Source organism: Rhizobium sp. 05N430 (assembly GCF_056396985.1).
Genome location: NZ_JBFTMO010000002.1, coordinates 192,783 through 206,218, shown reverse-complemented (window position 1 = coordinate 206,218; position 13,436 = coordinate 192,783). Strand labels below are relative to the sequence as shown.

At 60.6% G+C, this 13,436-nt stretch carries 11 protein-coding genes and 1 pseudogene; 5 read left to right on the top strand and 7 right to left on the bottom strand.

Annotated features, from left to right (window positions below):
• Positions 1–215: 215 nt before the first annotated feature.
• From AC1DJO_RS04830 to AC1DJO_RS04820, 3 genes and pseudogenes are all read right to left on the bottom strand, one after another.
• Positions 216–1,058: an alpha/beta fold hydrolase gene (locus AC1DJO_RS04830; RefSeq protein WP_112389043.1), complete on the bottom strand. Its 843-nt coding sequence runs from the start codon at positions 1,056–1,058 to the stop codon at positions 216–218.
• 86 nt (positions 1,059–1,144) lie between these two features.
• Entirely contained in the window at positions 1,145–2,875 is a 1,731-nt protein-coding gene (locus AC1DJO_RS04825; protein WP_112388758.1) for a methyl-accepting chemotaxis protein, read from the bottom strand.
• Between the two features lie 217 nt (positions 2,876–3,092).
• Positions 3,093–3,752: pseudogene (locus AC1DJO_RS04820) on the bottom strand (amino acid ABC transporter ATP-binding protein); the annotation flags it as partial.
• 218 nt (positions 3,753–3,970) lie between these two features.
• Between AC1DJO_RS04820 and AC1DJO_RS04815 the strand changes: the two are divergent.
• Positions 3,971–4,966 carry a type I glyceraldehyde-3-phosphate dehydrogenase gene (locus tag AC1DJO_RS04815; RefSeq protein ID WP_112388759.1) on the top strand — a complete coding sequence of 332 codons (996 nt, stop codon included), beginning with the start codon at positions 3,971–3,973 and terminating at the stop codon, positions 4,964–4,966.
• 243 nt (positions 4,967–5,209) lie between these two features.
• Entirely contained in the window at positions 5,210–5,500 is a 291-nt protein-coding gene (locus AC1DJO_RS04810) for a hypothetical protein (RefSeq protein ID WP_477831170.1), read from the top strand.
• Positions 5,501–5,567: 67 nt separating this feature from the next.
• Here AC1DJO_RS04810 and AC1DJO_RS04805 read toward each other — a convergent pair whose 3' ends face one another.
• The 3 genes from AC1DJO_RS04805 to AC1DJO_RS04795 are packed head-to-tail and all read right to left on the bottom strand — an operon-like array spanning position 5,568 to position 8,940.
• Complete coding sequence (locus AC1DJO_RS04805) at positions 5,568–6,716, bottom strand: M20 aminoacylase family protein (protein WP_112444410.1); 1,149 nt, start codon at positions 6,714–6,716, stop codon at positions 5,568–5,570.
• Positions 6,717–6,765: 49 nt separating this feature from the next.
• A complete protein-coding gene (locus AC1DJO_RS04800) occupies positions 6,766–7,866 on the bottom strand; it encodes a branched-chain amino acid ABC transporter substrate-binding protein (protein ID WP_112388761.1) in 1,101 nt (366 codons plus the stop codon).
• Positions 7,867–7,878: 12 nt separating this feature from the next.
• Positions 7,879–8,940 carry a pyridoxal-phosphate dependent enzyme gene (locus AC1DJO_RS04795; protein WP_112388762.1) on the bottom strand — a complete coding sequence of 354 codons (1,062 nt, stop codon included), beginning with the start codon at positions 8,938–8,940 and terminating at the stop codon, positions 7,879–7,881.
• Positions 8,941–9,024: 84 nt separating this feature from the next.
• Between AC1DJO_RS04795 and AC1DJO_RS04790 the strand changes: the two genes are divergently transcribed.
• The 3 genes from AC1DJO_RS04790 (at position 9,025) to AC1DJO_RS04780 (ending at position 11,401) form a co-directional block, all read left to right on the top strand.
• Positions 9,025–9,513 (top strand): Lrp/AsnC family transcriptional regulator, encoded by a 489-nt coding sequence (locus AC1DJO_RS04790; RefSeq protein ID WP_112388763.1) that lies wholly within the window; start codon positions 9,025–9,027, stop codon positions 9,511–9,513.
• Between the two features lie 153 nt (positions 9,514–9,666).
• Complete coding sequence (locus tag AC1DJO_RS04785; RefSeq protein WP_310290686.1) at positions 9,667–10,062, top strand: type 1 glutamine amidotransferase family protein; 396 nt, start codon at positions 9,667–9,669, stop codon at positions 10,060–10,062.
• 136 nt (positions 10,063–10,198) lie between these two features.
• Positions 10,199–11,401, top strand: a complete 1,203-nt coding sequence (locus tag AC1DJO_RS04780; RefSeq protein ID WP_112388764.1) for an ROK family transcriptional regulator — start codon at positions 10,199–10,201, stop codon at positions 11,399–11,401.
• 5 nt (positions 11,402–11,406) lie between these two features.
• Here AC1DJO_RS04780 and AC1DJO_RS04775 read toward each other — a convergent pair whose 3' ends face one another.
• On the bottom strand, positions 11,407–13,428 hold the full coding sequence (locus AC1DJO_RS04775; protein WP_112388765.1) for a beta-N-acetylhexosaminidase: 2,022 nt from the start codon (positions 13,426–13,428) through the stop codon (positions 11,407–11,409).
• Positions 13,429–13,436 lie beyond the last annotated feature (8 nt).

The window sequence follows — 13,436 nt, the reverse complement described above, 5'->3', positions numbered from 1 at the left end:
TCTGTTCGTGCCGGGCAATTATATTAGATCATGCTTGCGCGAAACTGCGCCGGAGCGGCAGGGGGTAAACGGTGCTACGCCTTTCGGACGAATTGCCGAAGCGGCAGCCGTCTCCCATATCCATTTGGCTATGGTGAAAAGGACAGATGACCGACACCAATGCGGGGCCCGCTGAACCGGAATTCGGCGGGCCTCCTTTTCTTCAGGCAGAATCCCTACTTCCCGGCAATCGCATTGCGGATCATCGCGTCGTAGCCTTCCGGATCCTGCAGCATCGCAAAATGGCTGGCATCCTTGAGGATCACCAGTTTGGCGCCCGGAATTTCCTTTGCCATCATCTCAGTATGATCAAGTTTGACGGCCTCGTCGTGGTCGCCGATCGCCAGCGTCACCGGCACGGCGATCTTGGCGAGATTCGCAGCAGTCCAGGCCGGCTGGCTCGCCCACATCGCCGAGATCTGGTTGACGAACGCGTCATATTCGTTCGGCGTCGGCGACAGCTTGTTGTAGGATTCGCCCGCGGCATTGATATAGTCGCTGAAGGTCTTGTTGGTCATCACGTCGGCCTTGACGCCATCGGTCGTGACATTCGCCGCCTGGGCAATGACCCGCGTCAGCTTCTCCGGATGCGTCATCGCCATGTCGATGCCAATAATGCCGCCGTCGGACCAGCCAACGAGCGTGACCTTGTCCAGCTTCAGATAGTCGAGCAGCGCCACGTAGTCGGACGTCATCAGGTCGTAGCCGAAGGGCTGGGCGCTGCGCGTCGAGCGGCCGTGGCCGCGGCTGTCGGCAACGATCACCCGATGATCCCGGGCAAAATCCGCGACCTGATTGCCCCAGACATCGGCGCTGCCGAGACCGCCGTGAATGAAGAGGATAGGGTCGCCCTCCCCATACTCAGCGTAGTACATCTTGATATCGTTGACCGGTGCCATGCCGCTGGCCTTGGCGGGCGGCATCGGTGGAAAACTGGGTAGCGTTTCCCAGCGCTCGGCGGCTTTTGCCGCCGTGGTCAGGGCGAGTGCGGTCAATAGGGCAATGGCAGCAGCTTTGATTGCAGACACAGCTGATCTCCGAGCGAAACACGCCGCGGAGATTAGGCCTATCCAGCCAGCTGGCAAGTCATCCAATCGAAGGCGTGTCAGGCGGCCGAACGGCTGGTCTGCGGGTTCCGGGGCCCCTGATAGTTCGATTTGACCGAAGAGCCGTCGTCGCGCATCACCGCACGGCGGTTCAGCTTGAAGAGGCTGACGAGCTGCGACAGCGCATCGGCGCCGAGCGCCAAGGTGCTGCTGATCGCCGTCGTGCGCGCACTCATCGCCGCATTTTCGCGCGTCATCTGGTCGAGCCGCTCGACTGCCTTGCTGATATCGCCAAGCCCCGCCGTCTGCTCGTCGGCCGCATGGGCAATTCTGTCGACATTGCCGTCGATCCGTTTGACGAGAACGTCGATCTGCTTCAGTGCCTCGCCGGTCTCACCGACCAGCCGGACGCCTTCGAGCACCTCGGTGCCGGAATTGTTGATCAGTGCCTTGATTTCCTTCGCCGCATTCGCCGAGCGCTGGGCAAGCTCGCGCACTTCTTGAGCAACGACGGCAAAGCCCTTGCCGGCCTCGCCGGCGCGCGCCGCTTCTACACCGGCGTTCAGCGCCAGAAGGTTCGTCTGGAAGGCGATCTCGTCAATCACGCCGATGATCTGGCTGATCTCACGGGAGGCCGCCTCGATGCGCTGCATCGCGTTGACGGTCTGCTCCACAACTTTGGTCGAGGCTGCGGTCGAAGCCCGTGCACTTTGAACAAGCTGCCGGGTCTCCTTGGTGTTTTCCGATGACGAGCGGACGGTGGCAGTGATCTCGCCGAGTGCCGCCGTCGTCTCCTCAAGGGCTGCTGCCTGCTCACGGGAGCGTTCGGCAAGATGCTCGGAAGCCTCGCGCACCTCCTGGCTGCTCTTGCTGAGATCACCGGTCTGGCCGAGAACATTGACCAGCGTCTTCTGGAACTCGCCGATCGACTTGTTGAAGTCGCGGCGCAGCCGTTCGAATTCACCAACGAAGGGCTTGTCGAGCGTAACGCGGATATTGCACTGCGACAGCCGTTCGAGCGCCGCGCCAAGCTCTTCCACCGCATCCATCCGGTCAGTCACGTCGATCGCAAACTTGACGACCTTGAAGACCTCGCCCTTGTGGTCGATGATCGGATTGTAGGACGCCTGAATGAAGACGCGCTTGCCATCCTTGCCAAGCCGCATGAACTGCCCGGTGGAGAATTTACCCGAGCGCAGTTCGGCCCAGAAATCCCGGTATTCCTGCGATTGGGCGTAGCCCGCCTCACAGAACATCGCATGATGCTTGCCGATGATCTCGGACGCCTCGTAGCCAAGCGCGCCGAGGAAATTCTCGTTGGCCTTCAGGATCGTGCCATCGGGTGTGAACTCGATGACGGCCTGCGCACGCGACAGCGCCGCCAGCTTTCCTTCGTCTTCGGCGCTCTTGCGCTTGATCGCGGTGATATCGGTGGCGATCTTCACCACCTTGTAGGGCTTGCCGCGGCGGAAGACCGGATTGTAGGAGGCTTCGATCCAGATTTCCTGGCCATTCTTCGCCAGACGCCGGTACTGGCCCTGATCATACTCTCCGCGCGCCAGCTTTGCCCAGAACGCCTTGTATTCCGTCGATGCTGCCTCATCGCGCAGCACGAACATGCTGTGATGGCGGCCGACGATCTCGGAGCGCGGGTAACCGACAGCTTTGCAAAAATTCTCGTTGGCAGTCAGGATGTTGCCAGAAAGATCGAACTCGATGATGGCTTGCGAGCGGCTCAGCGCCTCAAGCACGGACGACGCATCAAAACCGAGTTTCGGAAAGCTGGACATGTTTCAGTGACCCCACGATTACCGGCATCGGGACGATCCTGAACCGCCCGCCTTGCGCCCTCGCGAAACACTATCCGGACACCGTTAATTAGATATTAAGCATATCTGAAGTGGTGATTTTTACGGGCGGCTATCCCGCGCCGGGCGCCGATCCGCGTCAGGGTTGCGGAGCCGGTGTGCCCGATGACCTCATACGTGACCTGCGCCGCACACTCGTCTAATGCAGGATCTGGCTGAGGAACAGCTTGGTACGCTCGTGCTGCGGATTGTCGAAGAACTCAGCCGGCGAATTCTGTTCGACGATCTGGCCCTGGTCCATGAAGATGACGCGGTTGGCGACCTGGCGGGAAAAGCCCATTTCGTGGGTTACGCAGAGCATGGTCATGCCTTCTTCGGCCTGACTGACCATCGTAGCCAACACTTCCTTGACCATCTCAGGATCGAGCGCCGAGGTCGGCTCGCCGAACAGCATGATCTTCGGATTCATGCAGAGCGAACGGGCGATCGCCACGCGCTGCTGCTGGCCGCCGGAGAGCTGGCCCGGATATTTGTTGGCCTGTTACGGAATCTTGACGCGCTTCAGGAAGTGCGTGGCGACTTCTTCCGCCTGCTTCTTCGGCATCTTGCGCACCCAGATCGGCGCCAGCGTGCAGTTTTCCAGGATCGTCAGGTGCGGGAAGAGGTTAAAGTGCTGGAACACCATGCCGACTTCGCGGCGCACTTCGTCGATCTTCTTCAGGTCGTTGGTAAGCTCGGTGCCATCGACGACGATCTGACCCTTCTGGTGCTCTTCCAGACGGTTGATGCAACGGATCATCGTCGACTTGCCGGAGCCAGACGGGCCGGCGATGACGATGCGCTCGCCACGCATAACCCTGTATAGCAAGTGTTTTTTGTCGATAAAAAACCAGAAACATCTTAAGCTTATGCGATCGTTACGAAAAATAGGACCTGCCTCTGATCGGTCAGGCGGCGGCTCCTCACCCGTCCAAGCGATCGCCGCGGCGCTTGGAAGCAGTAGCAGCGACCGCCTTGATATTGCGCATCGCTCACGGTTGTCATAGGCCTCATCACATAATCGCAGGAGCCCAGCGCGTGACGAAACAGAAGCCGAAAATTGCTATCAATGGCTTTGGCCGCATCGGCCGCTCTGTTCTTCGCATCCTGCTGAAAGAGCGCCGCGATATCGAGGTCGTCCTCGTCAACGACATCGCTCCGCTGGAAAGCTGCGCCTACCTGTTCCAGTATGACAGCGTCTTCGGCCCATGGCCGGAGGACGTGGTGGCCGAGGCTCGCGCGTTGCGGATCGGCGAGCGTTCGATACCTTTCCACAACGAGCGGGATATTCGCGCCCTCGATCTATCGCACGTCGATATTTTCCTCGAATGCACCGGCCAGCCTTATACCCGCGATTACGTCTCCCGGGCGCTAGAGGCCGGCGCAAAGCGTGTCCTGATTTCGGGTCCGGCGGAATCTGCCGACGCGACGGTGGTGCTTGGCGCCAACGAAGAGATGATTGCCGGCCACAAGATCATATCCAATGCATCATGCACCACGAACGCGCTGGCACCCCTGCTGAAGACTGTCGATGACCTCTTCGGCATCACTGGCGGGCAGATGACGACGGTTCATTGCTATACCGGAAGCCAGCCGACCGTCGACCAGCCGCGGGACGATTTTGCACGCAGCCGCGCGGCAGCCCTCTCTATGGTGCCGACGAGCACCAGCGCCCACAAGCTGGTTGGCAAAGTCCTGCCATCCCTCGCCGGAAAGATCGAAGCCCGGGCCATCCGCGTTCCGACCGCAAGCGTCTCGGCGATCGACCTGACGGTGTCGCTGGAGAAGGCGCCGACCCTAGCCGAAGCCCGCGAACGCTTCAAGGGCGCAATCGCCACGTCGCCCGTCATCGGCTGGATCGAAAAGCCGCTCGTATCCGTCGATCTGCGCGCCCGGCCGGAATCGCTGGTCGTCTCAGGACCGGAACTCTCGGTTTCCGCTGGCGGCCTTCTGCGGGTTTTTGGCTGGTACGACAATGAATGGGGCTTTGCCAACCGGATGCTCGACGTTGCGGCCCTAATGGCACGGTCGTAGCGCGGCGAAATGAGAGAGACGATAGCAATGCCGTATCCGAGGTCATTCAGGGCCATATCCGCAGTGGCCGCGACCCTGTCCCTGTTGTGGGCACCAGCGCTGTTGGCGCAGGAGGCATCGTCCGGTTCGAACTGGTCCAAGGACCCGACCAGCCGCTGCGAATTCATTTCCCCCATCTCTCTGACTGCAGGTCCCACCTACTGGACAGGACTATGCACCGCGAACAAGGCATCCGGACTTGGCATGCTGCGACGGCGCGACGGCGATCGCGCCGGTCCTGCCTTCTATGGCGAAATGAAAGCAGGCGTGCCTGTCATCGGTGTGATCGATCATGATGGTTATCGCGTTGGCCGCTTCAACGATGGCGATATCGGTGGCGATGCCAATCTCAAACCGCAGGTTCGGATCGATGCGTTCCGCGCGGCGGCAAAGGCAGCGCGAGCGGTCGGCTCGCAATATGCCAAGCAGGGCAACGCCGCCTCATCCCGCCACTATGAAAACATTGCCCAGCAACTCGATATGCAGGTGGAATGACCATTCGTTTCGGCGCCGGCATCGACCCTGTCGATGAGAACGCGATTTGCGGCAAGAATTGTGAGCGTTATCGCAGCCGTTGTCTCGCGACGGCAACGAAATATTCAGCCCCTTGCCGAAGCACATTGTCGTTGAAGTCATAGCTGGGATTGTGCAGGGGAGCTGACGTCTCTCCATTGCCGATGAAGGCGAAGTTACCGGGAACTTTCTCCAGGAGCCTGGCGAAATCTTCGGAGGCGGCGATAGGCGCAATATCGTCTTCCACCGCCCCAGGTCCGAAAACGGAGGCGGCAGCCTCCAGTGCAACGCGCGTTTGCTCGGATGTGTTGACGAGTGGAACGAACTCACGGCCGTAGTCGATCGATGCCGAACAACCATAGGCCGAAGCAGTCCCATCAACGATCTGGCGCATACGGCGCTCAATCTCCGCGCTGACCTCAGACCGCATGCTACGCGCGTCGCCGAGTATGGTTGCGGTACCCGGGAGAGCGTTACGTGTACCGTCGGCAATAAGTTCAGTGACCGATACAACCGCCATATCTGCGGGGTCGAGCCGTCGAGAAACGATCGTCTGCAGGTTCACAACGAGCGCACAGGCTGCAACCAGCACTTCATTGGTATGGTGCGGTCGCGCCGCGTGGCCGCCTGTTCCGTCCAGCCTTATCTCGAATATGTCCTCGGCGGCCATGATTGAGCCAATTCGCGTCGCGAACCGGCCCACCGGCATACCCGGCATGTTGTGGATGCCGTAGACTTCGGAAAAAGGGAACCGGGCCATGAGGCCGTCGTCCAGCATTGAAAGAGCGCCCCTGCCCCATTCCTCAGCCGGCTGAAAGACGAAGCGAACCGTGCCGTCGAAGCCACCCTCTTCTGCCAGGATACGGGCAGCACCAAGTAGCATTGCGACATGTCCGTCATGGCCACAGGCGTGCATCGTGCCTAAGGCTTGCGACCGGTAGGGAAGGTCGCTCCTCTCGCTGATCCGAAGCGCATCCATGTCGGCACGAAGCGCGATGGCGCGCTTTCCGGTTCCCAGCGTCAAACTGCCGACAACGCCGGTTTTTCCAACGCCTTCTATGACCTGGATGCCCCATGAACGAAGTTTCTCGGCGACGAACGCTGCCGTGTTGATTTCTTCAAAGCCGAATTCGGGATTGCGGTGCAGGTGATGCCGCCATTCGATCATCTCCCTCTCGATTGTCTCGAACCTGTTCATAGTCCACTCCCGAGCAAGAGGGCGYCGCTGGAGCGGCGCCCGGACAAGATCATTCGGCATTCTTTTGCTCGAACTTGCCACCCTTCAGTTCGTAGAAGACGAAGTCCAGCCGCGTGATATCGCCCTTCTCGTTGTAGGAGAGAGGGCCTATGACGGTATCGACTTTCAGCCCGCCGTGCAGCTTGTCTGCGACAATCTGTGGATCGGCGCTTCCGGCTTCCTTGATGCCGGCTGCAATGACCTGCATCGCCACGTAGCCATAGAGCGTGAAGCCTTCCGGATCGATCTTCTTCCCGGCAAAGCGCTTCACAACCTCCGCAGCCGCGGGGTTTTGACGTGCATCGGGGCCGAAGGTAATCAATGTGCCGTCGGCTTCCGGCCCGGCGATAGCCGCGAATTCACCCGAGAACATCGCGTCTCCGCCGATCATCGGGGTCTTGACCCCTTGATCACGCAATTGACGAAGAATGAGACCTCCCTCGGTGTAGACGCCGCCGAAATAGACGACATCAGCCTTGGTCTCTTTGATCTTGGCGATCAGGGCCGAGAAATCCTTGTCGCCGACAGTGATACCCTCGTAGCCAGTCTCGGTCAGGCCGCCGGCATTGATCGATTTCTTTACCTCTTCGGCAAGACCCTGACCGTAGGGCGTCTTGTCGTGAACGATGAAGACATTCTTGCCGGTGAAATTCTTGATCAGATAGTTCCCTGCGACGGTCCCTTGCTGGTCGTCACGCCCACAGGTGCGAAAGGTGTTCCAGAGCCCGCGTTCCGTGAGCTTGGGATTTGTGGATGCCGGAGTGATCTGGAACATGCCGTTCTCGGCATAGACATCCGAGGCAGGGATTGAGGCACCGGAATTCTGATGCCCGATGACGAATTTTATGCCGGATGCCGCAAGCCGATTGGCGACCGAGACGGCCTGCTTGGGATCGCCACCGTCATCTTCCGTCTGCAGCAAGATCTTTTCGCCGAGAATTCCACCCGCGGCATTGATATCCTCGATCGCCTGCTTGACGCCATTGAGGTTCTGTTCGCCAACAGCGGCGCTGCCGCCTGTGACCGGGCCGGCCCAGCCGATGGTCATATCCGCCAATGCCGGCGTGGCCAGCACGCCCGCAATCGTCGCGGCAATTATTATGCTTTTCATGTCATTCCCCTTTTAGGTTTCTTCGTTGAGAGGTCCTTCGGTCACGAACAACAGCACGCGGCTCGAAGCGTCGAGTTCAAGGCGGACTGCCATTTCGGGATTTGCAATGGCTCGGCGAAGCCCGGCGAGACCGGCTGCGCCCGACGGCGTGGTCGGGGGGCCGCCAGCGGCTTCCAGCAAGAGTGGTTCGTTGGTGAGACGATCCTCTTCAACGGTCACAACGTCGATAAACCCGGCCATCAGTTTCAATGCCGGCCGGCTTGCCTCGCCGCAGGCAAGCATCGTTGCGGACGTTGTCAGATCGCCAGGCACCCGCTCGACATTGCCTGTGCGGATTGCCACATCGACACATGCCGCTGTCGCGGGTTCTACGACGACAATCCTTGCCGGTTGCGCGAGCCAGTCCTTGAGGCCTGTCGTCATTGCCGCCGCGAGACCGCCGACACCGGCCTGGATAAAAAGATGCGTCGGACGCAGCCCTTCCCCAATCTGCTCTTTGATTTCCTGGGGGATCACGCCATAGCCTGCGATCACGTCGCTCACGATCGGGTCATCGGGATCGGAGGAGGTGTCGGCCACCAGAATGCCGGCACCGTCTTTGGCCGCCTTCTTTGCCGCGTCGACAGCGTCGTCATAGGTTCCATCGATGTCGACGATCTCCGCACCCATCTCAACGATGCGATCACGGCGGGCGCGAGAGACGTCGGGGTAGAGGAAGATGCGGGCGCGGCTGCCAGCAAAACGAGCGGCGGCGGCAACGGCCAGGCCATGGTTTCCAGCACTCGCAGTCAACAGCTGAGGCAGGCGGCCGGCCGGCACTTTGCCCGAAGCAATCGCGGCGAAATCCTCACCGGTAGCCCGCGACAGCGCCCGCAATGCCGCATAGGTTCCTCCAAGTGATTTGAAGCTGCCGAGTGTTCTAGCTCCCTCGTCCTTGAGGAAGACCGCACCCAGCCCATGGGCAGCTGCGAGCTCCGGCAAGGCAATCAGCGGTGTCGCGGCATATCCCGGCGCAAGGGCATGCAGGCGGGTCTGGATAATGTGAGCGTCTTCGATCGGCAGGTTCTTTGTCATGCGGAAATGCTACTGCGTTATGCGCGCTGAGTTTCGCCGAAATTCCTTGCACCTTACCGGTTTCAGGCGATATTCTCCCTATTCATGACGGAAACCGCTACCCTCGATTCATTCGATCTCTCTTTGCTGAAGCTGGTGCAGGTCAACAACCTGATGCCGGCCCGCATGCTCGCCGAAAAAGTTGGCCTTTCGGAAAGCGCGGTGTTGCGCAGGCTTCGCCAGATGCGGGCGAATGGGACGATTGCCGCCGATGTCGCGATCGTACGGCCGGCGTCGATGGGATTTCCACTGACAATTCACGTTCTCGTTTCGCTGGAGCGCGAGGCCGGTAGCGAACTCGAGGCGTTCATCAGGAAGATCAAAAAGCGGCCGGAGGTTCGGCAGGCCAACTACGTGACCGGTGAGGCTGATTTCATTCTGATGCTGCAGCTTTCCGGCATGGAGCAATACGACGTCTTCACGCGGGAAGTGTTCCACGAAGACGGCAACGTGAAATCGTTCACGACGCTGGTTACGATCCGCGATGTCGTCAACCCTATGGATGCGGTCCTTGCTCGAGGCATCGACCGTTAAATCAAGGCGCCGCTCACACCGCGGTGCCCCCTCGAAGTATAACTCCGCGGACCACTGCCACTCACCTGCTCGCCAAAAGGCGGATCTAGAGGCGGTTTCGGCGGTGTAGTGATACGCGGCCAATATGCACGATAAGAACCCGGCAAGATCCTGGTGAGCTTCCATGAGACCGGCCGTCCCACCGGGATCATCTGCCACGGTCCGATCGTTCTGCTTTCGGCACTCCCGCATCCGGATGCCTTCATCGCCTCGATGATCACAGGTGACGGCAAGGCAAGCTCGCTCACCACCGGCTGGCCTTATGCCGGTTATCGCGCGACGATCTTCTTGACCGGCGAAGAGCAGGCGCTCGAAGGCCCGAACGGCCTCGGTGGCAACGTTCAGTTCTACCTGGTCAATGCTCTGGCCGAAGCCAGCGCACGCGTGGAACCGATCGCCAACTGGCATAGCAACGTCGTCGTCGATCGCGAACTGATCACCGGCCAGCAGCCGATGTCGGCGCCAGAATTCGGCGACGCTCTCGTCGCAAAGCTGAATGACAAGCAGTAGTCACGTCGAAAGCGGACCGCCGGGTCAATTCGGCGGTCCCAAACCCATACTTTAAGTCGCGTCCAAGCTCAAAAAAGCGCTTTCCCCGGGGCTTGTCTCATGGGAAAGGTAACGCTGCATTTGCGACGAAAGATCCATGAAAACAATATCGGGCACCAACCTTGAGCAAGCGAAATTCCATAACCGCCGGGTTGTGATCGAGGCGATCCGCAGCAGTGGACCGCTGTCCCGGGCGGCGATCGCGCGGATGACCGCGCTGACCACGCAAACGGTGTCCAACATTGTCGAGGAACTGGCGCGCTCTCACCTTTTGATTTCCGGCGAGCCGCAGAAGACAGCGCGCGGACAGCCGATCATTCCGTACTCGATCAATCCGCAGGGCGCCTATTCGATCGGCCTTGAGCTCGGAAGCCAGCGCGCCAGCGGCATTCTGACCGATCTCTCCGGGGCCATCTGCGCCCGCGTCGAGCACAACATCGACCATGCCGATCCGGAGAAGGCAATTCCTGTCCTTGAGGGCGTCGTCGCCGAGCTTCAGGGAGCATTCGCGTTTGACCGCCGCCGCCTTCTCGGGATCGGCATGGCACTTCCCGGGCGCTATGCCGACGGAGGGGTGACCACGCTCAGCCCGCAAAATCTGCCGGGGTGGCAGCGCTTCCCCGTTGGACGCGAGCTTGAAGACCGTCTGGGCTTGCCGGTGCTCATCGAGAACGATGCGGCGGCAGCGGCGATCGGCGAGCGCCTTCACGGCGTCGCCCGCGGCTTCAACAGTTTCGTCTATCTCTACCTTGCCCGCGACGGTGGCATCGGTGCCGGCATGTTTCTCGACGGCCATCTCTACAAGGGCAGCCGCTACAATGCAGGCGAAATCGGCCATATCGTCGTCGAACGCAACGGCAGGCCCTGCCCCTGCGGCAAACGTGGTTGCCTCGACCGCTATGTGTCGCCGTCGGTCGCCTATGAATTCATGGGCATCGGCAATGCAGGCGAGCTTTCGACCGACGAACTCGACGAACGGGTGAGAGCCGGCGGCAAAGGTCTTGAGGACTGGCTGGCGCTGGCGGTCGAGCCCTTGCGGCAGACAATCGACTTTCTTGAGCTTGCCTTCGACCCGCAGACGATCGTTCTCGGCGGCAGCATATCGACGCTGATGATGCAGCGGCTGGCCGACTGCCTGGCGCCCCTACCCGTGCCGATCGATCCCGATGAGATAAGGACCGTGCCGCGCGTCACCATCGGCACGACCGGGAAGGATACGGCCATTCTCGGCGCCGCAGCCCTCCCGATCTTTTCCGAAACGAACCCCCGTTTCGACGTGCTGCAGAAGCCGCTGGGCTAGCGGCTTCAGGCTTGCTGGATGCCGTAGAGAAGCGGCATCAATCCCGCGAGCGCCCGGAACCGCTCCCAGGATTTCGCCTCCGGTCTCGTCCAGCCGTTTTCAGCGAGGGCCGAAAGCCTTGGAAAGACCAGGCGATCGAAGACGGCCCGGTCGGTCATCGGTTCAGACCAGATGCAGGCCTGTATCCCGCGAAGCATGTTCCTTTGCGCGTCCGTCCATCCCTCGACCGGATCGAACTGGTACAGCTTTTCAGCGTCGGACGTCCCCGCCCAGTTGGCGCCCGGCTCGTCCCAATCTGGCCTGAGTGCCATATCGAGATAGTAGACCTGGCCGGGGCAAACCACGATTTCGTAGCCTTGCGCGGCGAGTTCAGCCGCCACTTCGACATTTCTCCAGCTGCAGAGATAGCTGCGCGATTTGTCGATGACGTCTCCATGGGCTGCTTCTTCCCAGCCCCCGGTGGTGCATCCGTTGGCGGCCAGGAAGCGCTGCGCCCGCTGCAGAAATTCGGCCTGCAGCACCGCGGTACCCGACCCAGAAATATCGTCGGCGCCATGGTCGTTGGTAATGACGTTCAGCCGTTCCGCATGCCTGTCGGCGATCTCGTCACCGGCGAGTGAACGCAACCTTGCCAGTGCCTGCGGAGAACCGGACCAGGCGCCGAGCGGAACCTCGTCGGCACCGATGTGGATGATCTTCGAAGGGAACAGGTCGATGAGTTCGGAGAGAATGGTCTCAACGATCTCGTAGGTCTCTTCCCTTGCCGGATTGAGGCAATTGTCCGGAAAGCCCTGGACGGAATAGTAGCTGCCCATCTCGTCCGGATCGCGCAGTTCCGGAATGGCAAGCTGCATCGCATAGCAATGGCCCGGCATGTCGATCTCCGGAACGACGGTTATGCCGAACGACGAGGCGAGCGAAACGATCTCTCGTACCGCAGCCTTGGTGTAGAACCCGCCCGTTCGAGCCGGGCTGGAGCCGAGGAGCGGCGGAATTGCCAGCCCGTGGCCGCGCCAGGCGCCAATCTCCGTCAGAGCCGGATAGGCGTCGATCTCCACGCGCCACGCTTCATCATCCGACAAATGCCAGTGGAAATGGTTGAGCTTGTTCCACGCCAGCACCGCGAGCAGCTTTTTGATTTCTGCAGCGCCGTAGAATTGTCTGGCAACATCGAGATGCAACCCGCGCCAGGCCATTTGCGGCTCGTCGGTGATTTCGCCGGACCCCGGAAAATGGAAGACCTGCGGATGCAGCCTTGCGCCCCGCCAAATCTGACCAAGCGTGATGAGGCCGTAGAGAAAACCGGTCCGGCCGGCCGCCTCGACCTCGACGCTGCTGCCCCGAAAGCGGATACGGTAGCTTTCCGGCCCCGGGAGATCTGCTGCTGTCAGCAAGACAGGCATGCCTCCCTCGGCAGCCGGTCTCACCATCCCCTCGACGGCAAACAGCCGCTCCACCAGCGCCGTGAAATTTTCTGCCGCGGCCTCTGCTTCGGCATTGGAAGCCTGCAGGGCAAAGCCTGCAGGCAACGGCATGCGGGCGCCAACCGAGACTTTGCTGGGCCACGGAATAATGGAAACGGGAACAGACACCTGGGCAGGCACCGGAAAGATCTCTGCGCCACGCTTGAGCGGCGCGTTGCTGGCCGACGACCGTGTCGGTTCGCATTCAAGCGTGATGATGCGCCCGTCATCAAGAGCCAGATAGGCGTTGGTCGCACCGTCCGTCCAGTGCTGGAATTGCCAGCTCAGCGCAAAAACAGAGATCGACCAGGTGTCTCCCTGGGCAAGCACGAAGCCTTCAGGCGGACGGAATTCCGTAAAGTTCGAGAGACGTTTGGAAACCACCGCACCTTCGACCCGGCCAGCCGGATCGACACGTCCCGGCCCGCTGACACAGAGGGCGAAGTTGGTCAGCGGTTCGCCTCCCATGTGCTTCAGGCGAAGTGCATAGGAGAACTCTGCGTTGCCGGAAGGCGGATTCCATATGGTCTCCAGCCGCAGGGCGGAGCGTTGAGGTGCGGACATGGCTATTC